Here is a 25,151-nt window from a genome sequence, read left to right as displayed (position 1 = left end):
GCGCGGCCAGGGCGGCCATCCCGCTCTGCTACCCTGTGGCGATGGATCATCCCGCTGCCCCCCCGCCCGCTCCCGCCCCGTTCACGCCGATGGCGCAACGCTTCCGCGGCTTCCTGCCCGTGGTCGTGGACGTGGAGACCGGCGGCTTCGACTGCAGCCGGCACGCGCTGCTGGAAATCGCCGTCATCCCGCTGGAAATGGACGAGACCGGCCAGCTGCTGCCCGGCCAGACCTCGTGCGCGCACGTGGTGCCGGCCGACGGCACCGACATCGACCCGAAATCGCTGGAAGTCACCGGCATCGTCCTGGACCACCCGTTCCGCCTGGCCAAGCCCGAGCGCGAAGCGCTCGAGCATGTGTTCGCGCCGGTGCGCGCGGCACTGAAGAAGCACAACTGCCAGCGTGCGATCCTGGTCGGGCACAACGCCCATTTCGACCTGGGCTTCGTCAACGCCGCGGTCGCCCGCAGCGGCCACAAGCGCAATCCCTTCCACCCCTTCAGCGTCTTCGACACGGTCACCCTGGCCGGCGTCGCCTACGGCCAGACGGTGCTCGCACGGGCGGTCCAGGCCGCCGGCTTCGACTGGGACGCCAGCCAGGCGCACAGCGCGGTGTACGACACCGAGCAGACCGCGCGGCTGTTCTGCCAGATCGTCAACCGCTGGCCACGCACCTAGCCGTCCCGGCTCCGTGCCGCCACCCGGCCGGCCAGCGGCTCAGCGGCGCGGCACGCTCCAGGCCGGCGTCCGCCAGGTGACCACCGCCTCCAGCCCGCCGCCACCGTCGGACGGCGCGCGCAGGACCAGCCGGGCGCCGTTCTTCTCGGCCAGGGTACGGGCGATGGTCAGGCCCAGCCCGGCCCCACCGGTCTGGCGCGAACGCGAGGTCTCCAGCCGCAGGAACGGGGTGAACACCGCTTCCAGCTCATCCGCGGCGAGCCCCGGGCCATGGTCGCGGATGCACACCTCCACCTGGCCGTCGCGCACCCGGGCGTCGATGCGCGCCGATTGCGCGTACTTGACGGCGTTGTCCACCAGGTTGGAGAACAGCCGGTGCATGGCCAACGGCCGCAGCAGCAGCACCGCGCCGCAGCCCTGCCCGAACACCACCTCGTGCCCGGCCTCGGCCGCGTCCTCGGCCACGCTCTGCAGCAGCGAATCCAGATCCAGCGCGACCCGCTGTTCGGCGCTCTCGGCGCTGCGCGCCAGCTCCAGGCCCTCGCGGATCAGCGCCTGCATCGCCGCCAGGTCGTTGACCAGGCGCTCGCGCAGCGGGACGTCGGCCACGTTCTCCAGCCGCAGCCGCAGCCGCGTGAGCGGCGTCTGCAGGTCGTGGGTGATCGCCGCCAGCATCTGCGTGCGCTCGCCGAGGTGGCGCTGCAGGCGCTGCTGCATGGCGTTGAAGGCCTCGGCCGCGCGCCGCACCTCGCGCGGCCCGGCCACCGGCAGCGGTTCGCGCTGCAGGTCCTGGCCCAGCTCGGTGGCCGCGTCCGCCAGCCGCTGCAGCGGTGCACAGGCGATGCGCGCCACCGCGTAGGCCAGCGCGGCGATGGCCAGTGCCAACAGCGACAGGAACAACGGGTCGAACGCGAAGCTGCCGCTGCGTGCCACCGAGGGGTACTGCAGCGCCAGCTTCAGCGGCGTGCCGTCGCCAAGCTCCAGCTCCACCAGCCGGCAGCGCGGCGGCAGGTAACCGGCATCGCGGCGGCGCGCCGGCGGCGGCGCCGACGTCCGTTCCGGCGGCGGCAGGAATTCCGGGAACGGCGGCAGGCAGGCACGGAAGCTGGTGGCGCGCACCCGGGCGCCGGCGACCGACCCTTCGCGCTCGGCGAGGATCTGCATCAGGCCGGTGTCGGCCTCGCCGACCCGGAAGGCCCCCTTGACCTCGCGCACGTTGGCGCCGCCGACGGCCAGCAGCCGCGAGCGCAGCTCCGGGTTGGCGTCGAGCAGGTTGACGAACCCCTGCAGGCGGTCGGCGATGCGCGCCAGGTTCTGGCGTTCGAAGTCCTGGCGGCGGTGGGCCTCGGCCAGCAGGGTCACGCCGACCGCCGCGGCCATCATGCCCAGCAGCAGGATCACGAACAGGCGCCCGGCCATCGACCCCAGGAAGGTCCGCAGCCGTGTCATTCCAGGTTCACCGCGGCGGCGAACACATAGCCCTCGTTGCGCACCGTCTTGATCGGCCCGCCGGCGCCGCCGGCATCGCCCAGCTTCTGCCGCAGCCGGCTCACCTGCAGGTCGATGGCGCGGTCCTGCGCCTCGTACCGGCGGCCGCTGCTCAGCGCCACCAGCTGCTCGCGCGACAGCACCTTGTTGGCATGGCCGACGAACACCCGCAGCAGCCGGAACTCGGCGCCGGACAGCATCACCACCCGCCGCGCCGGGTCCACCAGGTGCCGCCGTTCCAGGTCGAACACCCAGCCGGCGAAGGCCGCCCGCCGCATCGCCAGCGGTTCCAGGTTGGCCGGCAGCGCCTCGGCCCGGCGCAGTACGTTGCGGATGCGCGCCAGCAGCTCGCGCGGCTCGAACGGCTTGGCCAGGTAGTCGTCGGCGCCCATCTCCAGGCCCAGCACGCGGTCGATCGGCTCGGCGCGGGCGGTGAGCATGATCACCGGGGTGTTGGAGCGCGCGCGCAGGTCCCGGCACAGCGCCAGGCCGTCCTCGCGCGGCAGGTTGAGGTCGAGCACGATCAGGTCGACGTGCTCGCGCGCCAGCACCTGGCGCATCTGCGCGCCATCGCCGGCGGTGCTCACCGCATAGCCGGCGCGGCCGAGCTGCTCGGCCAGCAGGGTACGGATGTCGCTGTCGTCGTCGACCACCAGCAGGCGGTGCATGTCCGGAGTGTCCTTCATGGGCCGATGATCCATGCTAACGGAGCGCGCCGCGCGCCGGGCATGTATCGCACTGTATCGAAACAGGCGCCCGATACCGGCCGCTACACGCACCCGCGCGGCCGACACATACCGACACACGCCGTGCGTTGAGCGCACCGGCGCCACCGGCCACACTGTCCGCCGACGCCGCACCCGCGGCCGCCACAGAGTGCGAGACCCCATCGTGAAGCCGTTCCTGCCCACCTCCCGACGCAACCGCCTCCTGCTTGCCGTCCTCGCCGTCGCACTGGCCGGCGGCGCCATCGCCTGGAGCCTGCGCACGCCCGGCGCGCCCTCGCTGGCCAGTTCGCCGGTGGTCCGCGGCGACCTGGAACAGACCGTGGACGCCACCGGCGTGATCGACGCCTACAAGCTGGTCAGCGTCGGCGCCCAGGCCTCGGGCCAGATCAAGTCGCTGAAGGTGCAGCTGGGCGACGTGGTGGCCGAGGGCGACCTGATCGCCGAGATCGACTCCACCACCCAGCAGAACAGCCTGCTCAACGCCGAGGCCGCGCTGGAGAACATCCGCGCCCAGCGCGCGGTGCAGCAGGCCACCCTGCGCGAGGCCGAGCTGGCCTTCCAGCGGCAGACGCAGATGCTGGCCGAAGAGGCGACCTCGCGCGCGGACTTCGACAGCGCCGAGGCCAAGCTGGCCACCGCCCAGGCGCAGACCCGCGCCCTGGACGCGCAGATCCGCCAGCGCGAGACCGAGCTGGGCACCGCCCGCGCCAACCTCGGCTACACCCGCATCACCGCACCGATCGACGGCACCGTGGTGGCGGTGGTGGCCGAGGAAGGCCGCACCGTCAACGCCATGCAGTCCGCGCCGACCATCGTCAAGCTGGCGCGCCTGGACCTGGTGACGGTCAACGCCGAGATCTCCGAGGCCGACGTGGTCAAGATCACCCCGGGCATGCCGGTGTACTTCACCATCCTCGGCCAGCCCGACCGCAAGTACCGCGCCACCCTGCGCACGGTCAATCCGGCCCCGGCCTCGATCAGCTCGGACAGCACCGGCAGCAGCACCTCCTCGTCCAGCTCCAGTTCGGCGGTGTACTACAACGCGCTGTTCGACGTCGAGAATCCCGACGGCACCCTGCGCATCGACATGACCGCGCAGGTCTCGGTGATGCTGGCCGAGGCCCGCAATGCGCTGCTGATCCCGACCGTCGCGCTCGGCGCCCGGCTGCCGGCCGGGGACGCGGACGGCACCGGCACCGGCAGCGGCCGCCGCGGCACCGCCCAGGCACGCGGCGGCAAGGACGGCGAGCGCACGCGCCGCGCACCCGGAGCCGATGCCGAGACCGGGGCCGACGCAGGAGCCGCTGCCGCCCCTGCCACCGCCAGCAACCGCTACCTGGTCCGCGTGGTCGGCAGCAACGGCCAGCCGGAACCGCGGCGCATCACGGTCGGCCTGAACAACGGCTCCAACGTCGAAGTGCTGGAAGGCCTGGAGGAAGGCGAGCGGGTCGTGGTCGGCGAGGTTTCCGACGCCCAGCGCGCGGGCGCCGGCGCCCGCGGCGCCACCCGCAACCCGATGATGATGGGCGGACCGCGCCGATGAGCCCGCCGCTGCTGCAGCTGCGCGACCTGCGCCGCGAATTCCCGGCCGGCGAGGAGACCATCGCCGTGCTCAAGGACGTCAACCTGGACATCCACGCCGGCGAGATGGTCGCCATCGTCGGCCAGTCCGGCTCGGGCAAGTCGACGCTGATGAACATCCTCGGCTGCCTGGACCGCCCCACCGTCGGCTCCTACACCGTCGCCGGGCGCGCGACCGGGCGCATGCAGCCCGACGAGCTGGCCGAGCTGCGGCGCGAACACTTCGGCTTCATCTTCCAGCGCTACCACCTGCTCGGCGACCTGGACGCGCGTGGCAATGTGGAAGTGCCGGCGATCTACGCCGGCACCCCGTCGGAGGCGCGCCGTGCCCGCGCCGAGGCGCTGCTGGAACGGCTGGGCCTCGACGACCGCATGGGCCACAAGCCCGGCCAGCTGTCCGGCGGCCAGCAGCAGCGCGTGTCGATCGCGCGCGCGCTGATGAACGGCGGCGAGGTGATCCTCGCCGACGAGCCCACCGGCGCGCTGGACAGCGCCTCCGGCGAGGAGGTGATGAAGATCCTCGGCGAGCTGCACGCCGAAGGCCACACCATCATCATCGTCACCCACGACATGCACGTGGCCGAGCACGCCCAGCGGATCATCGAGATCCGCGACGGCGAGATCATCGCCGACCGCCGCAACGACAAGGTGCCGGCATTGCAGAAGCCGCCGCGCCCGGCGCCGGTGAAGACCGGCGGCAGCGCCTTCCAGGCCGCGCGCGACCGTTTCGTCGAGGCCTTCCGCATGGCCCTGCTGGCGATGAACGCGCACCGCCTGCGCACCTTCCTGACCATGCTCGGCATCATCATCGGCATCGCCTCGGTGGTCTCGGTGGTGGCGATGGGCAACGGCTCCCAGCAGCAGATCCTGCAGAACATCTCGGCGCTGGGCACCAACACCATCGACGTCTACCCCGGCCGCGGCTTCGGCGACATGCGCTCGGCACGGGTGCAGACGCTCAAGAGCAGCGACGCCGACGCGCTGGCGACGCAGAGCTACATCGACAGCGCCACCCCCAGCGTGTCCAGCTCGGTCACCGCGCGGGTCGGCAACCAGGCCGCCTCGGCCCAGGTCAGCGGCGTCGGCGACCAGTACTTCCGGGTCAAGGGCATGAGCCTGGTGACCGGGCGCTACTTCGAGGCCGGCGAGGTCAAGGACCTGGCACAGGTGGTGGTGATCGACGAGAACACCGCGACCCAGCTGTTCCCGGACGGCGCGCCGCTCGGCCAGGTGATCCTGCTGGGCAACGTGCCGGCACGGGTGATCGGCGTGGCCAAGCGCCAGTCGATGGGCTTCGGCGGCAGCACCAGCCTCAACGTCTGGGTGCCCTACACCACGGTGATGGCGCGCATGCTGGGGCAGAGCCACCTGGGCAGCATCACCCTGCGGGTGCACGACGACACCCCGATGGATGCGGCGCAGGCCGCCATCACCCGGCTGCTGACCCTGCGCCACGGCACCGAGGACTTCTTCCTCAGCAACACCGCCGAGATCCGCGAGACCATCGAGTCCACCACCCGGACCATGACCCTGCTGATCGGCGCCATCGCCGCCATCGCGCTGGTGGTCGGCGGCATCGGGGTGATGAACATCATGCTGGTCTCGGTCACCGAGCGCACCCGCGAGATCGGCGTGCGCATGGCCGTGGGCGCACGCCAGAGCGACATCCGCCAGCAGTTCCTGATCGAGGCGGTGCTGGTATGCCTGCTCGGCGGCCTGCTCGGCATCGCCCTCGCGCTGGCCATCGGCTGGGCGTTCAAGAGCTTCGGCGCCAGCTTCACCCTGCTGTTCTCCACCGGCTCGATCGCCGCCGCCTTCGCTTGCTCGACCCTGATCGGCGTGGCGTTCGGCTTCCTGCCGGCCCGCAACGCCGCCCAGCTCGACCCGGTCGAGGCCCTGGCACGCGAATGAAGACGACCATGACCGCACCCCGCTTCCTGCTGCTCTCCAGCGCGCTGGCCACCCTGCTGGGCGGCTGCGCCACCCTGCCCAGTGCCGACCCCGCCGCCGACCTGCAGGTGCCCGCCGGCTACGGCCGCGGCGACCCCGTGGCCAACCTGCCGGTGCAGGCCGTGCCACGTGCGTCCACCGCGCCCGTGGGCGATGTCCGCGACGATGCGTGGTGGCAGGGCTTCGCCGACCCGCGCCTGGACCGCCTGGTCGCCGGCGTGCTGGAACGCAACACCGACATGGCCTCGGCCGGACTGCGGCTGGCGCGCGCCGGCGCCCAGGCCGGGCTGGCCGGCGCCGACCTGTGGCCGCTGGCCTCCGGCTCGGCCAGCGCCAGCGGCAACCGCCGCATCGACAGCGGCGACGACTGGTCGCGCAGCCACAGCGCCAGCGTGTCGCTGGGCTGGGAGCTGGACCTGTGGGGCAAGCTGCGCGGCCAGCGCGACATCGCCCGCTGGGAAGCGCAGGCCACCGCTCAGGACCTGCAGAACACCGCGCTCAGCCTGGTCGGCCAGAGCTGCGAGCTGTACTGGCAGCTGGGCTACCTCAACCAGGCCATCGCCACCGGCCAGGCCAACCTGGAGCGGCTGGAACGCACCGCCACCCTGGTGCAGTCGCAGTTCAATGCCGGCGCGGTGTCGCGGCTGGAAGTGCGCCAGGCACAGCAGAACATCGAGAGCCAGCGCGCCGCGCAGGCGCAGCTGGAGCAGCAGCGGGTGGAAACCCGCAATGCCCTGACCGTGCTGCTCGACGGCCAGCCCTGGCCGCTGGACGACGAGCCGCAGAACCTGGACATCGCCCACAGCCCGGAGGTGGCCGAAGGGCTGCCGGCCGACCTGCTGGCGCGCCGCCCCGACCTGCGCGCGGCCGAGCTGCGCCTGCGCCAGTCGCTGGCCGGGATCAAGGTCACCGCCACCAGCTACTACCCGAGCCTGAGCCTGACCGGCTCGGTCGGCAGCGCCAGCACCAGCCTGGGCCAGGTCCTGAGCAATCCGGTGGCGACCCTGGGGGCCGGCCTGAGCCTGCCGTTCCTGAAATTCCGGCAGATGCAGCTGAACATCACGTCGGCGGACCTGGCCTACCAGATCGCCGCCAACGACTTCCGCCGGACCCTGTACACCGCGCTGTCCGAGGTGGACAACGCGCTGTCCGCACGCACGCGGCTGGCCGAGCAGGCCGACGCCGCCCAGGCCTCCTACGAGGAGGCGGTGGAGATCGCGCGCCTGTACGAGGTCCGCTACCGCGCCGGTGCCACCGACCTGCGCACCTGGCTGGAAGCGCAGCAGACCCGGCGCAACGCCGAGCTGTCGCTGGCCCAGGCCCGGCGCAGCCAGCTGGTCAACGACGTGACCCTGTACAAGGCGCTGGGCGGCGGCACCGCCGGCTGAGCGGCGGCGCCGGACATGGCGCCCGCCGGCAGCCTCAGTCGGCGTTCTTGACGACCTTGCCGTCCTTGACGATGACCGCGAAGTTGCGCGCCGGGTCGGCGATCACCTGCAGGTCCTGCAGCGGGTCGCCCTCGACCAGCAGCAGGTCGGCCAGCGCGCCCTCCTCGACCACGCCCAGGCGCCCGCTGTAGGGACTACGCAGGCCCGACAGCGCCAGCAGTTCGGCATTGTCGTGGGTGACCATCTTCAGGATCTCGGCCGGCGTGAACCATTCGCGCAGGCCCAGGATGAAGGCGTTCTGCTCGGCATTGAGCGCCGGCTCGAACAGGAAATCGGTGCCCCAGGCCAGCCGCACCCCGGCCTGCTTGGCCATCGCCCACATCCGCGCCTGACCCTCCAGGACCGGCTTGCGCTTTTCGCGGCGCAGCGGATCCATGCTCTCGGTGCTGGGCCGCAGGGTCTGGCTGGACAGCCACACGCCGCGCCGGGCCATCAGCTCCAGGGTCTCCCTGTCCAGCAGCTGCCCGTGCTCGACGCACTTCACGCCGGCCTCGATGGCGCGGCGCACCGCACGCACCGTGTAGGCGTGCACGGTGACGTAGGTCCCCCAGTCCTCGGCCGCCTCGACCGCCGCGCGCATCTCGTCCAGGGTGTACTGGGTGACATCCACCGGATCGTAGGCCGAGGAAGTACCGCCGCCGGCCATCAGCTTGATCTGGCTGGCGCCCATGCGCAGGTTCTCGCGCACCGCGGTCAGCACTTCGTCGCGGCCGTCGGCGATGAAGGTGGCGCCCATTTCCTCGGCCAGCGCCGGCTTGCCGAAGAACCGGCGCGAGCGCTCGTGCGGCTGGCGCATGTCGCCATGCCCGGCGGTCTGGCTGATGGTGGCGCCTGCGGGCCAGATGCGCGGCCCGCGCACCTGACCGGCGTCGATCGCCCGCTTGAGCTCGAAGACCGGGCCGCCGACATCGCGCACGCTGGTGAACCCGCGCAGCAGGGTCTGTTCGGACTCGGCCGCCACCTTGGCCGCCAGGGCGTCCGGAGCGCCGGCCGACGCCACCAGGTCCGCCTGCGACAGCGCGGTGAAGGTGCTGTGCCAGTGCGCGTCGATCAGCCCCGGCATCAGCGTGCGGCCGCGGCCCTCGATGACCCGTGCGGCGCCCGCGGAATCGGCCGCGACGGCGCCGATGCGCGCGATGCGGTTGCCGCGCACCAGCACGTCGGTGCGCGCGCCCAGCCGTCCGTGCGCCGTGTCCAGCACCCGCACGTCGCGGAACAGCAGGTCCGCATCCGCCGGCACCGGTGCGGTGCCCTGCGCCAGCGCGGGAACGGCCAGGCACAGGGCCCACAGCAACGACAAGGGACGCATCAGGCGGGCAAGCGGCATGGCGGAATCTCCTGGAGGGGACGGCGCCGGATCCGGCGCAGCCGCCAGTATAGAAGCCCGTCCCGCCGGCCCGGGTGCAGAGCGCCACACAACGTGCGCCCGCGCACGGAACCGTGCCCCGGGCCGCCCTCCCCGGGCCGGCTCCGCGGCGCCTTGCCCCGGACGCCCCCTCGGCGGGCCGACGTCCGGCAGCGGCGGCACCGCGATGGCGCCGTCGCGGTCCCTGCCGCACGGCGCCTGGACACGCCTCAGGGGGCGGCGAGCACCGGGTCGAGCAGCCGGAAGCTGCCGGCGTCGGCGTCCAGCTCCACGCGGCCGCCCATCGGCACGATGAACTGCTCGCGGATGTGGCCGATCATCGCCCCGCGGTAGGCCGGGATCTTCAGCGGCGCGATGAAGTCCGCGAAGATCTGGTCCAGGGTCAGCGAGCCGTAGCCATCGCCGGGGCTGCAGTCGGTGCATTCGCCGAAGACGAAGCCGGCGATCTGGTCCAGCGCCCCCATCAGCTTCAAGGTGCTGAACATGCGGTCCACCCGGTAGGGCGCCTCGGACACCTCTTCCAGGAACAGGATCTTGCCGGCGAAGTCGGGCAGGTAGGACGAGCCGGCCAGCGCCGTGAGCACCGTGAGGTTGCCGCCCACCAGCTCGCCGCGCACCTTGCCGCCGGTGATGGTGCGGGTGCGGTTCTTGCGCGGCACCAGTTCGTCCCCGGCCTCCACGCGGTTGCGGTAGTCCATCAGCTCGCGCCCGAAGAACAGGCGCTCGAACTGGTCGGCGTTGAAAGCGTTCCAGCTGCCCGAGCCGACCTGCCCGTGGAAGGTCACCAGCCCGGTGCGGGCCTGGATCGCGCAGTGCAGCGCGGTGATGTCCGAATAGCCCAGCAGGATCTTCGGGTTGGCGCGGATGGCGGCATAGTCCAGCAGCGGCAGCAGGCGCGCCGCGCCGGAGCCGCCACGCACGCAGACGATGGCCTTGACCTCGCGGTCGGCGAACATCGCGTTCAGGTCGCCGGCGCGCTCGGCATCGGTGCCCGCCAGGTGCCCGTAGCGGGCGCCGTAGTGCGCCCCGGTCTTCACCTTCAGCCCGAACGCCTCCATGGCTTCCTGCGCCAGTTGCAGGCTGAGCTCCTCGCTGCTGGCCGCCGACGGGCTGACCAGCCCCACGGTATCGCCCTTCCGGAGCCCGGCCGCGAGCAGCCGTCCAGCACCCGTACGCGGCGACGCCGCCTGCGCGGCGCCCACGCCCACCAGGGGCAACAAGGCTCCCGCCAACGCCGTACCGCCAATGAACCGCCGTCTGTCCATGCCATCACCTGTAGGGGAAACGTCCGTTCGAGAGTAGCAATCGCTTCGTCCGCCCGACAGTACGGTCCGATGGCAGGGAAAGCCGGCATCGCGCATGGGGAAAGCGCGTGATGCAAGGCATTGGATACATTTCGCGATGATGGCATCGCACTGCATCCATAACCGCACGGCATGGATTCCGCACGTTCTGTCATGGCCCATCGCGGTGGCGCTTCCACTGCTTGCGCGCGGCGCGCAGCGCACCGCGCGCCCCGTCCTCCACCGCGCGGTTGTGGCGCCCTGTACCTGGATCAGCCGGCGCAGGATGTTGATCACTGCGTCGTGGCCATCGAACAGGCTGGCGGCGGTGACGACACGCAACGGATGACCTTCCTTGGCGGGGCGCGGGAAGGCGGCGGCGGGAGAAGTCATGGCCAGGCAGCCCCCAGCTTCCAACGGACCCGATGGCGGGTCCGGCACCGCCGCAGGTCCGGTTGCAGCGCGGCGTGACAGGACCGCCGTGCCCTGCGCGCCAGGTGAAGGCCGGGCCGCGGCCCGATGCAGTAGAATGCCGCCACGCGACCCCGTCACCCCATGGACGATGTCGCATTTTTGTTTTCTGGCCCGCCCGTTGCCTGCAGGATCAAGGACGTTGTCGCAGCAACGCCCATCGGAGCTTCCATGCTTTTCGAAACCCTTGCCACTTCCGGCCACGAACAGGTCGTGTTCTGCCACAACCCCGACGCCGGCCTGAAGGCGATCATCGCCCTGCACAGCACCGTCCTCGGCCCCGCCCTCGGGGGGGTGCGCATGCGCCCCTACGGCAACAGCGACGACGCCCTGCGCGACGTGCTGCGCCTGAGCCGCACCATGACCTACAAGAACGCCCTGGCAGGCCTGAACATCGGCGGTGGCAAGGCGGTGATCATCGGCGACCCGCGCACCGACAAGAGCGAAGTGCTGTTCCGCGCCTTCGGCCGCTGCGTCGATGCCCTGGGCGGCCGCTACATCACCGCCGAGGACGTCGGCACCGACGTCAACGACATGGAGCAGATCTACCTGGAGACCGGCTCGGTCACCGGCGTGCACCAGGTCCACGGCGGCTCCGGCGACCCGGCGCCGTTCACCGCCTACGGAGCGCTGCAGGCGCTGATGGCCTCGGTCAACCGCCGGTTCGGCCATGAGGAAGTGGGCAAGGTCAGCATCGCCGTGCAGGGCCTGGGCCATATCGGCATGGAGCTGGTGAAGCTGCTGCGCGAACGGGGCGCCAAGTTGTACGTGACCGACCTGGACCCGGTGCTGCTGCAGCGCGCGGTCGAGGACTACGGCTGCGAAGCGGTCAAGCCCGACGCCATCTACGACGTCGCCGCCGACGTGCTCGCGCCCTGCGCGATGGAGGGAGGGATCGGCCTGGACACGCTGGAACGGCTCAAGGTGAAGATCGTCTGCGGCACCGCCAACAACCAGCTGGCCAGCCACGAGGTCGGCGATGCCCTGCACCAGCGCGGCATCCTCTGGGCGCCGGACTACGCGGTCAACGCCGGGGGCGTGATGAATGTCTCGCTGGAGATCGACGGCTACAACCGCGAGCGCGCCATGCGCCTGATCCGCAGCATCTACCACAACCTCGGCAGGATCTTCGACCTGTCCGAGCGCGACGGCATCTCCCCGCAGCGCGCGGCCGACCGCATCGCCGAGACCCGCATCGCATCGATCGGCAAGTTGAAGCTGCCGCTGGGCCGCACCGCGCCGCGCATGAGCCGGCTGCGCGGCGAGTAGCCCGGCCGCCACGGCGCGCGCTGGCCGGCTCCTCGCCATCGCATCCGCTTCGCGGCCGCCTCAGAACGCCCGGGAAAGCTGCAGCGAGACCTGGCGCTGGCCGGCGCGCGGGCCGATGCGCTGGTCGTAGCCCAGCGCCAGCCGCGCACCGCCCGGCAGCCCGGCCTGCGCCGACACCCCGAACAACCCGCCCGACCCGGCCGGCTGCAGGCCGGCCAGCGGCGCCCAGGCATCCACGCCCACGAAGCCGGCCTCCAGCACCCCGCCCTGGCCGGACAGCGCCCGCTGCCACTCCGCATAGCCGTTGAAGGCGACGGTCCGCCACCGGTACTGGCCACGCAGGCCCGCCAGCCCCTGCAGGCGGCGGCTGCTCCAGCCACCGGCACGCAGCCCGAACCCGTCGCCGCCCTGCTCGCGGAACCCCGCGCTGTCGATGCGCCCGTAGTCGGCGCCCAGATACGGCGTGAGCGACGCCCGGTCCTGGCCGAGGCGGTAGCCGCCCTCCACGCTGCCCGCCAGGAAACGGCCGCTGTAGCGCGCCTGCGTACCGGTACGCATATCGCCCAGCAGCAGCCCGCGGTCGATCTCGCGCTGATAGTGGCCGACCCCGGCCTGCCCCAGCACATGGAACCGGCCGAACCGCCCGCCCGCGTACAGCTGCGACTGTGTCTGGCGGTCGCGACCGCGGTCCTGCCAGTCCGCGGCGAACAGGCTGGCATGGGCTTCCCCGAAGGCGATGCCGAGCACACCGGTGCGGCCGAGGCCCCTTTCATGGCCCAGCATCCAGCCGCCCACCCGGTAGTCGCCCCCCAGGTAGCCGCCTTGTCCACCGCCGCCCAGCGCGCGCATCCAGCTGCCGGACGGCGGCGGACCGGCGGCACGCTCGGCGAACTGCGCGGACAGCGCGCGACGGTGCAGGTCGATGCTGTCGAAGGTCATCGCCGCCGCCGTGGCATGCGCCCGGCCGGACAGGCTTTCCAGACGGCGGCCCAGTCCGTCGAAGCCGCCGCCGCCCCGCTGCAGTGCGGCGGCCGCCGCCGCGAAGGTGCTGCCCTGCAGCTGCGCATCGCCATCGAGCAGCTCGAATGCCCGGTCCACCTGCCGCGCCACCGCCAGCGCGCGGGCGCCACCGGCCGCGGCCGCCTGTACCGCCTCGACCCGCTCCAGCCGCAGCCAGGCCGTGTGGGCGTCATAGTCGTACTGCGCGTCCAGCAGCGCCACGCCGGCGTCCCGGGTCACTTCCACCGGGTCCGTGAACGCGCCGCTCACCCCGCCGTCGGCATGCACCAGGTCCTGGCGCTTGCCGTCCTGCGGCACATAGCCGCCGACCATGCCGTTGATCAGCACGCCTCCGCCGAGCGTGGCGGTGCCCTCGACCTGCAAGGCCTTCGCCCCCAGCGCGATCAGCAACCGCGCGCCGGCGCGCTGGAGGTAGTCGCCCGCGACGGTGCCGCTGCTGCCGCCGCCCGGCAGGATCACGCTGCCGCCGTTGTCCAGGTCGCCCACGATACGCGGGTCGCCATCCATGAACTGCAGCGCGGCCGCCAGCGGATCGGCCTGTGCCGTGATCGTGACCGCGGAGCGGATCGAGCCGCCGCCACGCAGTGCCAGGGTTCCCTGTTCGATGCGGGTGGCGCCGGCATAGGTATTGGCGCCGGACAGGCTGAGCGCGCCCACCCCCCGTTTCACCAGCCCGCCCCGGCCGCCGATCGCGTTGCTCCATACCGAGTCGAGCCCGGTCCGGTCGACATTCACCACCACGTCGCCCCAGTCGAACCGCGCCGGCCCCCTCACGGCCTTGCCGACATTCAGCAGCCCGTAGCCGAACACCGCATCCGGGCCCGGGGCGCCCAGGTCGGTGGCCGTGCCCAGCAGGGTCTGCCGCACCAGATCGTTGTCGAAGTAGGGAAATGCCTGCCACACCAGCGCCGCGGCGCCGGACACCAGCGGCGCGGCAAACGAGGTGCCGCTGTTGTACACGTAGTCCAGGTTGCCGGCGGTGCTGTCGTGGCTGATGAAGGCCGCTGTGCCCGGCGCCACCAGGCAGTAGTCCTTGGCCACGCCACAGGCGTTGGAGTAGTCGGCCAGCTGCGTGGGCACGGCGGTGTCCAGGGCCGCCACCGCCAGCCAGCCGCGCGCCAGGTCGGCGGCCGGGCGCGTGCCGCCGGGTCCCGGCTGGCTGGGCAGCGCGGCCATGTCCGACGGATCGGCGCGCGATTCGTTGCCGGTGGCGAAGACCACCAACCCGCCGTGGTCGCGGATGAACGGCCGGTACTCGGCGGCGATCGGCGCGGTCGCGTCGGGCCGGGTCCAGTACAGCCCGCCCCACGAGTTGTTCATGATGCGTACGCCGGCGCGGACCAGGTCGTCATGGATCGGCGCGAAGCCCAAGGCTCCCTGCACCTCGTTGCCCTGCCCCGAGCCATCGTCGGTGGGGCGCTTGTCGGCGATGATCCGCGCCGAGACGATTTCCGCGCCCGGCGCGATCCCCCCGGGCCAGGCGCCGACCGCCGCGCCCGCCGCCAGCTCGGCCACCGCCGTGCCATGACCGACGACGTCGTCCACCCCGGCGTCGTTCTGCGCCGGGTCCAGGTAGAAATAGCTGACCGGCACACGCCCGGCCAGCGCCGGGTGCCGGCGCATCACGCCCGAATCGACGATGCCGATGCGGCTGCCGGCGCCGGTCAGCCCCCGGGCATGAGCCGCGGCGGCATGGGTCAGGGCCAGGTGGGCATCGATGGCCGGCTGCGCCGGTGGCGGGGCGGGGGGTGGCGCCGGAGGCGGCGACGGTGCAGGCGGCGGGGGCGTGGACTTGCTGCCACCGCCACCGCCACATCCCGCCAGCAGCACCAGCAGCACCAGCAGCGCCACGGCTCCTGCGTTGCGTCGCGCCTTCGTCCCCATGCCCCTGCCCTCCGGTTGTGCCCTCACCGCGCCCGATGGCCGCCGCCGCAGCGGCGACGCGCCGACCTTCTATACTGCAACAACATCCCCCCGTCTGCCGGTATGTGCCGTTGGTCCACTGGGCATGCGGTATCCGGCTTTCGATAATCCGCAAGATACAACCGAGACCGCACATGTCCGACATCGTCATCGCCGCCGCCAAGCGCACTGCCATCGGCTCTTTCCTCGGCCAGTTCAACGGCGTCCCCACCCCGACCCTCGGCGCCACCGCGATCCGCGCGGCCATGGCGCAGTCCGGCATCGCCGCGGACGATGTCTCCGAAGTCATCATGGGCTGCGTGCTGCCGGCCAACCTCGGCCAGGCGCCGGCGCGCCAGGCGGCGCTGGGTGCCGGTCTGCCGCCGCGGGTGGGCTGCACCACGCTCAACAAGGTCTGCGGCTCAGGCATGAAGGCGATCATGCTCGGCCACGACCTGATCAAGGCCGGCTCGGCCGGCATCGTCGTCGCCGGCGGCATGGAGTCCATGTCCAATGCGCCGCACCTGCTCCCCAATTCGCGCACCGGCAACCGCTACGGCAACTTCCAGGCCGTGGACCACATGGCCTGGGACGGCCTGACCAATCCGTACGACGGCCAGGCCATGGGCGTGTTCGCCGAGGCCACCGTGACCCGGTTCGGCTTCACCCGCGAGGAGCAGGATGCCTATGCGATCGAGTCGGTGCGCCGCGCCCAGGCCGCGCAGGCCGACGGCGGCTTCGAAGGCGAGATCGCCGCGGTCACGGTCGCCACCCGCAAGGGCGAAGCCCGCTTCGACCAGGACGAACAGCCGGGCCGCTCGGACATCGCCAAGATCCCGACCCTGCGGCCGGCGTTCAAGAAGGACGGCAGCGTCACCGCGGCCAGCTCCTCCAGCATCTCCGACGGTGCCGCCGCCGTGGTGCTGCTGTCCGCCGACGATGCCGCGCGCCGCGGCGTGCAGCCGCTGGCCCGCATCGTCGCCCATGCGACCTTCGCGCAGGAACCGGAATGGTTCACCACCGCACCGATCGGCGCGATCCGCAGCGTGCTCGACAAGGCCGGCTGGCAGATCGCCGACGTGGACCTGTTCGAGATCAACGAAGCGTTCGCCGTGGTGGCGATGGCGCCGATCCGCGAACTGGGCATCGACCCCGCCAAGGTGAACGTCAACGGAGGCGCCTGCGCACTGGGCCATCCGATCGGCGCATCGGGCGCACGGCTGGTGGTCACACTGGCCAATGCCCTGCGCAAGCGCGGCCTGAAGCGTGGCATCGCGTCTTTGTGCATTGGTGGCGGCGAAGCGACGGCCATTGCCATCGAATTGATCTAAAAGGGTTTAATGCCTTTTTTTCAAATATGAATGCGCGATCGCTTGACAGTCGAAATGGGCTTGTCATCATGTTTGCGGCGCGCAATGGCGCGTTGCCTAATCTAACGACGAGGATTCACACAATGAGCATCAACAAGCTGCTGATCGCCATGGTTCTTGGCTTGGCTCTGGCCGCCTGCTCGAAGCAGGAAGCTGCCCAGGACGCCGCCGCCGCTGCCAATGAAGCCGCCACCGACGCCCAGGCCGCCGCCGACCAGGCCGTTGCCGCCGGTGCCGAGACCGCCGACGCTGCCCAGGCTGCCGCCGACACCGCCGCCACCGCCGCCGACGCTGCGGGCGAAGCCGCTGCCGACGCCGCCGGTGCCGCCACCGACGCTGCCGCCGACGCTGCTGCCGATGCCGCCAAGGCTGCCGAAGACGTGGCCGACAAGGCCAAGGACGCTGCCGAAGAAGCCAAGAAGTAATCACTTCTGCTTCGACGCGAGTCGGAAAGCCGCTGGTTCGCCAGCGGCTTTTTTCATGCCCGCGGGAAGCGTCCGTCGTGCCCGGGCGTGCGCGGCGCCGGCCGTGGCCGTGCCGTCCACCGGCGTACCGGTGTTGACGCGACCTGCATCCCGGCGCTCTTACGCTGGTTGTGCCATCCGGCATATTTCCAGGAGAGCACCATGAAGTTCCTCATCCCCCTGTTGGCCAGTGGCCTGATGCTGACCGTGGCCGCCTGCAACAATCCCAACACCGAACAGGCCAAGCGCGACGCGGAGGCGGCCGCCGACCACGCCCGCGACGCCGCGCGCGATGCGGCCGACCGCGCCGCCGACGCCACCCGCGACGCCGCCGCGCGCTCCGAGCGCGCCCTGGACCGCGCCGCCGATGCGACCGCCGCGGCCGCCGGCGACGCCTCCGTCAAGGCCCGCGAGGCCGCCGCGAACGCCAGTGCCGCCACCGCCGATGCGGCGCAGAAGATGGCCGACCATGCCCATGACACCGCCGAGAAGGCCCGCGAGAAGGCCGACGAGGCCAAGCGCTGATAAGCGCTGATGCACGTGCCCCTTCCCGTTGCCGCGGGAAGGGGCCGGGCCGCACCGCCGCCGTCAGTCCTCCGGAAGCGCCCGCTCCAGCAACGCCCCGAACGGCACCCCGGGAGCGAGCATGCCGTAGGCCGGCGGCAACCGCGCTCCGAGCCGGGCGGCAATGAACGCCGGGGCGGCCGGACTGCCGGCACGCAGCAGCATCGCCGCCTGCAGCAACTGCGCCAGGCTCGCGGTGATGCGGCGCGCATCGGCCTCGCCGGGGGGCGAGGCGCCGTCCAGCTCCCGCAGCAGTCCCCCGAGCGCGGCGTCGTAGGCGGGCTCGGCTCCCCGCGCCGGCTCCAGCTCGCCCAGCAGCGCCTGTCGCGCCAGCGGTTCCCGCGACAGCGTGCGCAGCACGTCCAGGCACTGCACGTTGCCGCTGCCTTCCCAGATCGAGTTGAGCGGTGCCTGCCGGTACAGCCGCGGCAGCATCGACTCCTCGATGTAGCCGGCACCGCCCAGGCATTCCTGCGCCTCGTTGACCGCAGCCACCGCACGCCGGCACACCCAGAACTTGCCGACCGCGGTGGCCAGGCGCGCGAAGGCCGCCTGCCCGGCATCCGCGGACGCCGCCTCCACCGCACCGGCCACGCGCAGCGCCAGCGCGGTGGACGCCTCCGATTCCAGCGCCAGGTCGGCCAGCACGTTGGCCATCAGCGGCTGTTCCACCAGACGCCGGCCGAACGCCGCGCGGTGGCGCACATGGTGCAGGGCCTGGGCCAGCGCCATGCGCATCTCCGCGGCCGCGGCGAGCATGCAGTCCAGCCGGGTCAGCATCACCATCTCGATGATGGTCGCCACCCCGCGCCCTTCCTCGCCGATGCGGCGGGCCCAGGCGCCGCAGAACTCGACCTCGCTGGACGCGTTGGCCCAGTCGCCGAGCTTGTCCTTCAGGCGCAGCAGCCGGAATGCGTTGCGCGACCCGTCCGGCAGGCGCCGCGGCAGCAGGAAGCAGCCCAGGCCGCCCGGCGCCTGCGCCAGCACCAGCCAGCCGTCGGCCATCGGCGCGGAAAGGAACCACTTGTGCCCGACCAGGCGGTATTCGCCGTCGGCCGCCAGCGGCGTCGCCCGGGTGGTGTTGCTGCGCACGTCCGACCCGCCCTGCTTTTCGGTCATGCCCATGCCCAGCAGCAGGCCGGGCTTGTCGGCAACCGGCACGTCACGCGGATCGTAGTGTGGTGCGGCGGCCTTGGCCGCCCACTCGGCCAACGCCGGTTCGCGCCGCAGCACCGGCACCGCGGCATGGGTCATGGTCAGCGGGCAGCTGCTGCCGGCCTCGGCCTGGTGGTGCAGGAAGCTCAACGCCGCGCGTGCCACCTGCGCCCCCGGCCCGGTGTGCCGCCACGACAGTCCGGCCACCCCGTGCGCCTTGGCCACCTCCAGCAGCCGGTGCCAGGCGGGATGGAAGTCCACGGTATCGATGCGATGGCCCTGCGCATCGTGGGTGCGCAGCTGCGGGCGCTGCCGGTTGGCCTCGAAGCCCAGCCGGTACAGCTCGCCGCCGGCCAGCGCCCCGTAGGCGTCCAGCGCCGGCGCATGCGCCGCGCCGCCCTCGCGCGCCACCGCCTCGCGCAGGACGCGGTCGTCGCGCCACAGGTTGCACGTCGGAAACGGCGGCGGCTGGTTATCGACCCGGTGGGTCTCGAACGGCGGCACGATCGCATCGGTCATGGGGCGGCTTCCAGTGACGGCGGCACCTGCATTGTGCCGCAGTGCGGTGGACGCCCCACGACGGCGCCGCGTCAGTCCCCGCCGTGCAGCGCCTCCACGAACGCCTCCGCCAACCGCATCTGCCCGAACACGCCCTGCTGGGTGCCGCTGAGCACGCGCAGCATGTGCCCGCGGCCGCCCGGCATCCGGCCCATCGGCTTGAACAGCAGGTCGCGCGCCCGTGCGACCCAGTCGCGGTCGGACTGGAACACCGGGGTCAGCCAGCGGCTCCAGAACTGGTACAGGCGCACATGCGCCTGGCGCGCCGCCTGGTACTGCGCCAGTGCGCCGTCGATGTTCGCGCCGGTGCGCAGTGCATCGCGCAGCGCGATGGCGTCGAGCACCGCCATGTTGACACCCTGCCCCAGCTGCGGGCTCATCGAGTGCGCGGCATCGCCGGCCAGCACCAGCCGGCCGCGGTACCAGCGGTCCATCACGGCGTCGCGGTAGCTGGCGCGCGCCAGCTGGCCGTGCTCGACGATGCCCTGCAGGCGTGCGCGCGCCTCCGGCCACAGCTGCGCCACCTCGTCCAGCCATGGCTCCAGCCCGGCCTGCTCCCAGGCCGGGAAGCCGTCGCGCGGCAGGCTCCAGAAAAAGCTCAGCCGCGGCGTGGCGTCGCCCGGCCGCGTTCCCACCGGCAACAGGCCGATCATCTTGCGCGCGGCGACATAGCGCTGGCGCAGCTCATCGGCGAACGCCCAGTCGTCCGCCGGCAGCAGGCACCACAGTGCCCCCCAGGGATAGGGCCGGTCGAGCCGGGTGCCACGCACCTGCGCACGCAGGGCCGACGCCGCGCCGTCGGTGGCGATGACCAGGTCGAACGGCCCATGCCATCGTCCCTGCTGGTCGCGCACCCGCCGCAGACCGTCGTCGATGCCGGTGATCCGGCAGTCGGCCTGCAGCGCTCCCTGCGGCTGCCAGGCCGCGTCCAGCACCGAGAACAGCGCGCCACGCTGCATGCCCACGCCGTACAGCCGCCGGTCCAGTCCGGCATAGCGCATGTCCATGACCGCCCGTCCACAAGGCGTCTCGCCGTACAGCCGGTGCACCCGCGCGCCATGCGCGAGCACCTGCGGCAGCAGGTCCATCTGCCACAGCGCCTGCAGGCCGCTGGGCTGCAGCAGGAATCCCGCGCCCACCGGGCCGGGACGGGCCGCCTGCTCGAACACCTGCACCCGGTGGCCGTCGCGTGTCAGCAGCACCGCCAGCGCCTGCCCGGCGGTGCCGTAGCCGACGATGGCCACGTCCAATGTCGCGTTCATCACTCACCCTCTGCGCGGACCGGCGCCGCAAAAAAAAGAACCCCGCCGAAGCGGGGCTCTTCCGGCACAGCCGAGCGGGATCACTCGACCGGCGTGATATTGGAAGCCTGCGCGCCCTTGGGACCCTGCGTCACGTCATAGCTGACGCGCTGGCCTTCCTGAAGGCTGCGGAACCCCTTGGAGTTGATCGCGGAGAAGTGCGCGAAGACGTCGGCGCTGCCGTCCTCCGGTGAGATGAAGCCAAATCCCTTGGCGTCGTTGAACCACTTGACGGTACCGTTCGGCATGGTGATGCGTGACCTTGTTCGATGAATGGATTGATGCACGCTGAATGAGGCGTACTGGCGGAGTATGCAAACCTTGAGCCGCGATGACAATCACCCCAGGGCCAAAGCTGCCACCAGATCCGGCAAACCCGCCGACGCCGCCGCGACGTTGCCCAGCACCTCGTCCATGGTGATCTCGGCATCATCGCCGCAGCCGGCCGCCCAGTTGGCGACGATCGCCAGGCAGGCGTAGTCCAGGCCCAGTTCCCGCGCCAGGCCGGCTTCGGGCATGCCGGTCATGCCGACCAGGTCGCAGCCGTCGCGGCGCATCCGCGCGATCTCCGCGGCCGTCTCCAGGCGCGGCCCCTGGGTGGCGCCGTAGCAGCCGCCATCGTGCACCGCCACGCCGCGCGCGCGCGCGGCGGCCAGCACCCGGGCGCGGAAGGACGGCGTGTACGGCTGGCCGAAATCCACATGCAGCACGTCGCTGCCGGCGTCCTCGCACAGCGTCGAGATCCGCCCCCAGGTGTAGTCGATCAACTGGTCCGGGCAGGCCAGCACCCGCGGGCCGAACGGCCCGGTGATACCGCCGACGGTGTTCAGTGCCAGCACCCGGCCCGCGCCCAGCTCCGCCAGCGCGGCCAGGTTGGCACGGTAGTTGATCTTGTGCGGCGGGATCGAATGGCCTTCGCCGTGGCGGGCCAGGAAGGCCACGCGCCGCCCCTGCAGCCGGCCGACGCGGACCGGCCCGGAGGGCGCCCCGTAGCGGGTCTGGACATCATGGGTCTGGATGTCGTCCAGCGTGGCCAGTGCGTAGACACCGGTGCCGCCGATCACGGCCAGTTCGATATCGTCCATCGTTGTTTCCTGATCTGTTTTCGCAAGCAAGCCACCTCCCGGCCCCAGCAGATCGTGACCGGAGGCGCGGGGTGTGGCGGGCGGGACGCGGGGCCCGTGGTTTGCAACGCACCCCAGGGACGGCAGCGCGAAGCGACGGTGCGTGCCGGCCGACGGCCGGCCGAACCCTTACTGCTTCATCGCATAGATGGCCGGCAGCGAACGCAGCGATTCGCCCACGTCCATGCCGAACCCGAACACGAAGCGGTCCGGCAGCTCGATGCCGGCATAGTCGGCCTTGACGCCGGCCAGGCAGCGGTCGTGCTGCTTGACCGTCAACACCGCGATCCGCACATCCGTGGCGCCCTGCTCCAGGCACCAGTCGCGCACGCCCTGCAGGGTGAAGCCCTCGTCGAGGATGTCGTCCACCAGCAGCACCCGGCGCCCGAACAGCGCCGACACCGGGCGGTGCTTCCATACCAGCTCGCCGCCGGTCTCGCCGTGGTAGCGCGAGGCCTGCATGTAGTCGAACTGCGCGTCCTGGCCGCGCGCGCCCAGTTCCAGCGCCAGCTGGCCGGCAAACGGCAGCGCGCCGTTCATGATCGACAGGAACACCGGCACTTCGCCCGCGTAGTCGCGTGCGATGGCATCGGCGATGCCGGCGATGGCGCGGTCGATGGTGGGGCGGTCGACCAGCAGGTCGGCCTGGGCCACGGCTTGTTCGAGAGTGAGTTTGGACATCAGGCGGTTCTTCCGAGAGTTTCCAGCAGACGGTGTTGGGTGTCGCCGTGGCGGGCATCGGCCAGCAGCCCCCCCCAGCCCATCGCGCCGTGGGCGATCAGCCCCAGCAGCGCGGCGGTGTTGAGGCTGCGGCCGGCGACGGCCTGCAGCGATTCTTCGACCAGCTCCGGGTGGCAGACCAGCACCACGTCGCAACCGGCATCCAGGTGGGCATCGACCCGGGCCTTGACGCCACCGGCGGCGAACGACGCCGCCATGCCGATATCGTCGGAGAACACCACGCCACGGAAGCCCATCTCCCGGCGCAGGATCTGCTCGATCCAGCGCGGTGCGTAGCCGGCCGGTTCCGGCGCGACCTGCGGGTAGACCACGTGGGCCATCATCACCGCATCGGCGCCCGCGGCGATGCCGGCCCGGAACGGTAGCAGATCCTGCGCCTCGAGCACGTGCAGCGGGCGCGGATCGATGGCGGTGTCCACGTGGGTGTCCTCGCGCACCGTGCCGTGCCCCGGGAAGTGCTTGAGCGTGGCGGCCATGCCCGCGGCGTGCATGCCGCGCACATAGGCGCCGGCCAGCGCCGCGACCACCTCCGGCTGCCCGGCGAAGGCCCGGTCGCCGATCGCCAGGTTGCCGCGCCCCAGGTCCACGACCGGGGCGAAGCTCAGGTCCAGGCCGCTGGCGCGGATCTCGCTGGCCATCAGCCAGGCATGCTCGCCGGCCAGCGCCAGCGCGGCCTCCGGATCGCGCGCGTACAGCGCACCGAAACCTTCCAGCGGCGGCAGCGCGCTGTAGCCCTCGCGGAAGCGCTGCACCCGCCCGCCTTCCTGGTCCACCGCGATCAGCAGCGGGCGCGCGGTGGCGCCCCGGATCGCCGCGGTCAGCTCGACCACCTGCTCGCGCGAGGCGAAATTGCGCGCGAACAGCACCACCCCGGCCACGGCGTCATGCTGCAGCCAGTCGCGTTCGCGGGAGGTCAGTTCAGTGCCGGCGACGCCGATCAGAAGCATGTGCGGATTCCCATACAGCCGAGCCGCGCATTGTCGCAGATGGCGGCGGCCGCGTCAGACGCCGCGGTGCCGGCCGGACGGCCACCCCGGCCCGACCGTCCAGGGACTGTAACCGGATCATCACCTGCGCATGGAACCCTGCGGCGGTCCCAGGGCCCGGAAACCGGCACCGGGCGCCCCTCCCTGCCGCCCCGGCGGCCCTTTACCAGGCCTGCTACTCCATGGATGCCCATTCCCAAAGCATCGCGGCGTGGGTTACCCGCGAGATCCTCCCCCACGAACCGATGGTCCGCGGGTGGCTGGTCCGCCACTGGGGCGGATCGGTCGATATCGACGACGTGATCCAGGAAGCGTATTGCCGCCTGTCCGAGCTCGCATCGGTGGACCATATCCAGAACGGGCGGGCCTATTTCTTCACGACGGTCCGCGCGGTGGCCATCGACATGGTCCGCGGCACCCGCACGGCGAACATCAGGCCGTTGACGGAAAACGACTGGTTGAACGTCATGGATGATGCCCCGCCGCCGGACCGGGCGGCCGAGGCCGGCCAGACGCTGCTGCGGGTCGAGGCGACGCTGTCACGGCTATCCTTGACCTGCCGGCAGGTCATCGAGCTGCGGCGCGTGCACGGCCTGTCGCAGGCCGAGACCGCGCGGCGCCTGGGCGTCACTGAGAACGTCGTCGAAAACCATATCGTGCGTGGCTTGCGCAGCCTGCTGAAGGCGATCGAGCAGGACCCGCAGACAGCGCAGGAAGGTACTCCAGCTTGGACGCCGAGCACGGGAAAAATCGCAGAGATGGACAGGCCGCTCGATGGGCGGCGCGGGCGGCGCACGGGGCGATGACCGGGACGGACCGCGCCGGACTGGCGGCGTGGCTCGCGGAAAGCAGGCTCAACCGTGGCGCCTACCTGCGCGCCCAGGCCGCGCTGCTGGCGCTGGAGACGGCCGTGCGCAGCGCCCCTGCGGCCATATCCGGCAACGACGCCGAGTACGGGGCCGCCCCCGCGCAGGTGCGCGGCCGGCGCGCCCGGCACGCCGCGCTGGCCGCCGCGCTCGCCCTGGTCGCGACCCTGGGCCTGCTCCTGTTCCTGCTGCCGCACCAGGGCGCCGGGCCGGCGCAGCGCCAGCTGACCCTGCAGGACGGCTCGCGGGTCATGCTGCAGGACGACGCCCGCATCCACGTGGCGCTGGACGGCCAGGCGCGCCGGGTGACCCTGCTCAGTGGCCGGGCGACCTTCCATGTGGCCAAGGACCGGACGCGCCCCTTCGTGGTGAATGCCGGCCAGGTATCCGCCCAGGCGACCGGCACGGTGTACTCGGTCACCCGCGAGGGCCCAGCCGGCGGCACGGTCGAGGTCGACGAGGGCAGCGTGCTGGTGTGGGCCGGCAACGAACGCGACCAGGCGGTGCTGCTGCGGGCCGGCGGACGGTTGACGCTGGAGCCGGGTCCCGGCGGCCCGGTGTCGCCGGGACCCGGGCGGGCGCAGATATCGCTGGACAACGCGTCCATCAGCGAGGCAGTCGCCCGTTTCAACCGCATCAACCGGACACAGATCGTGATCGCCGATCCGGCGATCGGCCAGGTGGGCATCGTCGGCCTGTTCCATGCCGACGATCCGGAGCAGTTCGCCCAGGCCGCCGCCGCGGTGGCGGGCGGAAAGGTCGTCAAGCACGACGGCATGCTCGTCCTCCAGGCACGGTGACCAGCGGCGCAGGGGGCCGGGAAGGCCCCTGAGGCGCGG

21 protein-coding genes are annotated in these 25,151 nt (G+C 71.9%); 10 read left to right on the top strand and 11 right to left on the bottom strand.

Translation table 11 applies throughout. The features are described from left to right. Window positions 1-41: 41 nt before the first annotated feature. Window positions 42-677 (top strand): ribonuclease T, encoded by a 636-nt coding sequence (gene rnt / locus K5L01_RS01155; RefSeq protein ID WP_250061170.1) that lies wholly within the window; start codon window positions 42-44, stop codon window positions 675-677. A 39-nt stretch (window positions 678-716) separates the two neighbouring features. Here the strand turns inward: rnt and K5L01_RS01150 are convergent, their stop codons facing one another. Together K5L01_RS01150 and K5L01_RS01145 are read right to left on the bottom strand one after the other, a co-directional pair. Next, window positions 717-2,126: an ATP-binding protein gene (locus K5L01_RS01150; RefSeq protein ID WP_250061168.1), complete on the bottom strand. Its 1,410-nt coding sequence runs from the start codon at window positions 2,124-2,126 to the stop codon at window positions 717-719. Then, window positions 2,123-2,833 (bottom strand): response regulator, encoded by a 711-nt coding sequence (locus K5L01_RS01145; RefSeq protein WP_250063397.1) that lies wholly within the window; start codon window positions 2,831-2,833, stop codon window positions 2,123-2,125. Before K5L01_RS01145 ends, K5L01_RS01150 begins: the two co-directional genes overlap by 4 nt. A 220-nt stretch (window positions 2,834-3,053) precedes the next feature. Here K5L01_RS01145 and K5L01_RS01140 point away from each other — a divergent pair, with 220 nt between their 5' ends. From K5L01_RS01140 to K5L01_RS01130, 3 genes are read left to right on the top strand one after another with little or no spacing between them, the layout of a single operon-like run. After that, window positions 3,054-4,436, top strand: a complete 1,383-nt coding sequence (locus tag K5L01_RS01140; RefSeq protein WP_425603848.1) for an efflux RND transporter periplasmic adaptor subunit — start codon at window positions 3,054-3,056, stop codon at window positions 4,434-4,436. After that, window positions 4,433-6,385: a MacB family efflux pump subunit gene (locus K5L01_RS01135; RefSeq protein WP_250061163.1), complete on the top strand. Its 1,953-nt coding sequence runs from the start codon at window positions 4,433-4,435 to the stop codon at window positions 6,383-6,385. The genes K5L01_RS01140 and K5L01_RS01135 overlap by 4 nt, the downstream gene beginning before the upstream one ends. 8 nt (window positions 6,386-6,393) lie before the next feature. Beyond that, entirely contained in the window at window positions 6,394-7,812 is a 1,419-nt protein-coding gene (locus tag K5L01_RS01130) for an efflux transporter outer membrane subunit (RefSeq protein ID WP_250061161.1), read from the top strand. A gap of 34 nt (window positions 7,813-7,846) precedes the next feature. Here the strand turns inward: K5L01_RS01130 and K5L01_RS01125 are convergent, their stop codons facing one another. Both K5L01_RS01125 and K5L01_RS01120 read right to left on the bottom strand, forming a co-directional pair. Continuing rightward, window positions 7,847-9,199 (bottom strand): metal-dependent hydrolase family protein, encoded by a 1,353-nt coding sequence (locus K5L01_RS01125; RefSeq protein ID WP_250061159.1) that lies wholly within the window; start codon window positions 9,197-9,199, stop codon window positions 7,847-7,849. Window positions 9,200-9,447: 248 nt separating this feature from the next. Next, complete coding sequence (locus tag K5L01_RS01120; protein ID WP_250063395.1) at window positions 9,448-10,446, bottom strand: S66 peptidase family protein; 999 nt, start codon at window positions 10,444-10,446, stop codon at window positions 9,448-9,450. 717 nt (window positions 10,447-11,163) lie between these two features. Between K5L01_RS01120 and K5L01_RS01115 the strand changes: the two genes are divergently transcribed. Further along, window positions 11,164-12,261 (top strand): Glu/Leu/Phe/Val dehydrogenase dimerization domain-containing protein, encoded by a 1,098-nt coding sequence (locus K5L01_RS01115; RefSeq protein ID WP_250061157.1) that lies wholly within the window; start codon window positions 11,164-11,166, stop codon window positions 12,259-12,261. A gap of 60 nt (window positions 12,262-12,321) precedes the next feature. Here K5L01_RS01115 and K5L01_RS01110 read toward each other — a convergent pair whose 3' ends face one another. Then, window positions 12,322-15,165, bottom strand: coding sequence for a S8 family serine peptidase (locus K5L01_RS01110; protein WP_250061154.1), 2,844 nt, complete (start codon window positions 15,163-15,165; stop codon window positions 12,322-12,324). A 173-nt stretch (window positions 15,166-15,338) separates the two neighbouring features. On the opposite strand from K5L01_RS01110, the gene K5L01_RS01105 reads away from it, so the two are divergent. The 3 genes from K5L01_RS01105 (at window position 15,339) to K5L01_RS01095 (ending at window position 17,542) form a co-directional block, all read left to right on the top strand. Further along, on the top strand, window positions 15,339-16,514 hold the full coding sequence (locus tag K5L01_RS01105; RefSeq protein ID WP_250061152.1) for a thiolase family protein: 1,176 nt from the start codon (window positions 15,339-15,341) through the stop codon (window positions 16,512-16,514). A 122-nt stretch (window positions 16,515-16,636) separates the two neighbouring features. After that, complete coding sequence (locus tag K5L01_RS01100; RefSeq protein ID WP_250061150.1) at window positions 16,637-16,978, top strand: hypothetical protein; 342 nt, start codon at window positions 16,637-16,639, stop codon at window positions 16,976-16,978. Between the two features lie 201 nt (window positions 16,979-17,179). Then, complete coding sequence (locus tag K5L01_RS01095) at window positions 17,180-17,542, top strand: hypothetical protein (RefSeq protein ID WP_250061148.1); 363 nt, start codon at window positions 17,180-17,182, stop codon at window positions 17,540-17,542. A gap of 63 nt (window positions 17,543-17,605) precedes the next feature. On the opposite strand, the gene K5L01_RS01090 is transcribed toward K5L01_RS01095, so the two are convergent. The 6 genes from K5L01_RS01090 to nagZ form a co-directional block, all read right to left on the bottom strand. Continuing rightward, window positions 17,606-19,255, bottom strand: a complete 1,650-nt coding sequence (locus tag K5L01_RS01090; RefSeq protein WP_250061146.1) for an acyl-CoA dehydrogenase family protein — start codon at window positions 19,253-19,255, stop codon at window positions 17,606-17,608. A gap of 71 nt (window positions 19,256-19,326) precedes the next feature. Next, on the bottom strand, window positions 19,327-20,556 hold the full coding sequence (locus K5L01_RS01085; RefSeq protein WP_250061145.1) for an FAD-dependent oxidoreductase: 1,230 nt from the start codon (window positions 20,554-20,556) through the stop codon (window positions 19,327-19,329). Between the two features lie 80 nt (window positions 20,557-20,636). Further along, window positions 20,637-20,843, bottom strand: coding sequence for a transcription antiterminator/RNA stability regulator CspE (gene cspE, locus K5L01_RS01080; protein WP_003488188.1), 207 nt, complete (start codon window positions 20,841-20,843; stop codon window positions 20,637-20,639). Between the two features lie 90 nt (window positions 20,844-20,933). Next, the gene (locus K5L01_RS01075; protein ID WP_250061144.1) at window positions 20,934-21,680 is read right to left on the bottom strand and encodes an S-methyl-5'-thioinosine phosphorylase; all 747 of its coding nucleotides are present in this window, start codon (window positions 21,678-21,680) and stop codon (window positions 20,934-20,936) included. 168 nt (window positions 21,681-21,848) lie between these two features. Then, complete coding sequence (locus K5L01_RS01070; RefSeq protein WP_250061143.1) at window positions 21,849-22,400, bottom strand: hypoxanthine-guanine phosphoribosyltransferase; 552 nt, start codon at window positions 22,398-22,400, stop codon at window positions 21,849-21,851. Beyond that, a complete protein-coding gene (nagZ, locus tag K5L01_RS01065) occupies window positions 22,400-23,407 on the bottom strand; it encodes a beta-N-acetylhexosaminidase (RefSeq protein WP_250061142.1) in 1,008 nt (335 codons plus the stop codon). Before nagZ ends, K5L01_RS01070 begins: the two co-directional genes overlap by 1 nt. Window positions 23,408-23,628: 221 nt before the next feature. Here nagZ and K5L01_RS01060 point away from each other — a divergent pair, with 221 nt between their 5' ends. Together K5L01_RS01060 and K5L01_RS01055 are read left to right on the top strand one after the other, a co-directional pair. Then, the gene (locus tag K5L01_RS01060; RefSeq protein WP_250061141.1) at window positions 23,629-24,252 is read left to right on the top strand and encodes an RNA polymerase sigma factor; all 624 of its coding nucleotides are present in this window, start codon (window positions 23,629-23,631) and stop codon (window positions 24,250-24,252) included. Continuing rightward, entirely contained in the window at window positions 24,249-25,112 is an 864-nt protein-coding gene (locus K5L01_RS01055; protein WP_250061140.1) for a FecR family protein, read from the top strand. The genes K5L01_RS01060 and K5L01_RS01055 overlap by 4 nt, the downstream gene beginning before the upstream one ends. Window positions 25,113-25,151: the final 39 nt, after the last annotated feature.

The sequence above is a fragment of the Stenotrophomonas mori genome (genome assembly GCF_023556335.1).
Classification (GTDB): domain Bacteria; phylum Pseudomonadota; class Gammaproteobacteria; order Xanthomonadales; family Xanthomonadaceae; genus Stenotrophomonas; species Stenotrophomonas mori.
Note: the sequence above shows the minus strand (reverse complement) of the source record. Positions and strands in the feature narration are given on the sequence as shown.

Excerpts from the sequence above, each read along its gene's own strand:
- rnt (WP_250061170.1), top strand. The coding sequence starts at position 42 with ATGGATCATCCCGCTGCCCCCCCGCCCGCTCCCGCCCCGTTCACGCCG.
- K5L01_RS01150 (WP_250061168.1), bottom strand. The coding sequence starts at position 2,126 with ATGACACGGCTGCGGACCTTCCTGGGGTCGATGGCCGGGCGCCTGTTC.
- K5L01_RS01145 (WP_250063397.1), bottom strand. The coding sequence starts at position 2,833 with ATGCACCGCCTGCTGGTGGTCGACGACGACAGCGACATCCGTACCCTG.
- K5L01_RS01135 (WP_250061163.1), top strand. The coding sequence starts at position 4,433 with ATGAGCCCGCCGCTGCTGCAGCTGCGCGACCTGCGCCGCGAATTCCCG.
- K5L01_RS01130 (WP_250061161.1), top strand. The coding sequence starts at position 6,394 with ATGACCGCACCCCGCTTCCTGCTGCTCTCCAGCGCGCTGGCCACCCTG.
- K5L01_RS01125 (WP_250061159.1), bottom strand. The coding sequence starts at position 9,199 with ATGCCGCTTGCCCGCCTGATGCGTCCCTTGTCGTTGCTGTGGGCCCTG.
- K5L01_RS01115 (WP_250061157.1), top strand. The coding sequence starts at position 11,164 with ATGCTTTTCGAAACCCTTGCCACTTCCGGCCACGAACAGGTCGTGTTC.
- K5L01_RS01110 (WP_250061154.1), bottom strand. The coding sequence starts at position 15,165 with ATGGGGACGAAGGCGCGACGCAACGCAGGAGCCGTGGCGCTGCTGGTG.
- K5L01_RS01105 (WP_250061152.1), top strand. The coding sequence starts at position 15,339 with ATGTCCGACATCGTCATCGCCGCCGCCAAGCGCACTGCCATCGGCTCT.
- K5L01_RS01100 (WP_250061150.1), top strand. The coding sequence starts at position 16,637 with ATGAGCATCAACAAGCTGCTGATCGCCATGGTTCTTGGCTTGGCTCTG.
- K5L01_RS01095 (WP_250061148.1), top strand. The coding sequence starts at position 17,180 with ATGAAGTTCCTCATCCCCCTGTTGGCCAGTGGCCTGATGCTGACCGTG.
- K5L01_RS01090 (WP_250061146.1), bottom strand. The coding sequence starts at position 19,255 with ATGACCGATGCGATCGTGCCGCCGTTCGAGACCCACCGGGTCGATAAC.
- K5L01_RS01085 (WP_250061145.1), bottom strand. The coding sequence starts at position 20,556 with ATGAACGCGACATTGGACGTGGCCATCGTCGGCTACGGCACCGCCGGG.
- cspE (WP_003488188.1), bottom strand. The coding sequence starts at position 20,843 with ATGCCGAACGGTACCGTCAAGTGGTTCAACGACGCCAAGGGATTTGGC.
- K5L01_RS01075 (WP_250061144.1), bottom strand. The coding sequence starts at position 21,680 with ATGGACGATATCGAACTGGCCGTGATCGGCGGCACCGGTGTCTACGCA.
- K5L01_RS01070 (WP_250061143.1), bottom strand. The coding sequence starts at position 22,400 with ATGTCCAAACTCACTCTCGAACAAGCCGTGGCCCAGGCCGACCTGCTG.
- nagZ (WP_250061142.1), bottom strand. The coding sequence starts at position 23,407 with ATGCTTCTGATCGGCGTCGCCGGCACTGAACTGACCTCCCGCGAACGC.
- K5L01_RS01060 (WP_250061141.1), top strand. The coding sequence starts at position 23,629 with ATGGATGCCCATTCCCAAAGCATCGCGGCGTGGGTTACCCGCGAGATC.
- K5L01_RS01055 (WP_250061140.1), top strand. The coding sequence starts at position 24,249 with ATGACCGGGACGGACCGCGCCGGACTGGCGGCGTGGCTCGCGGAAAGC.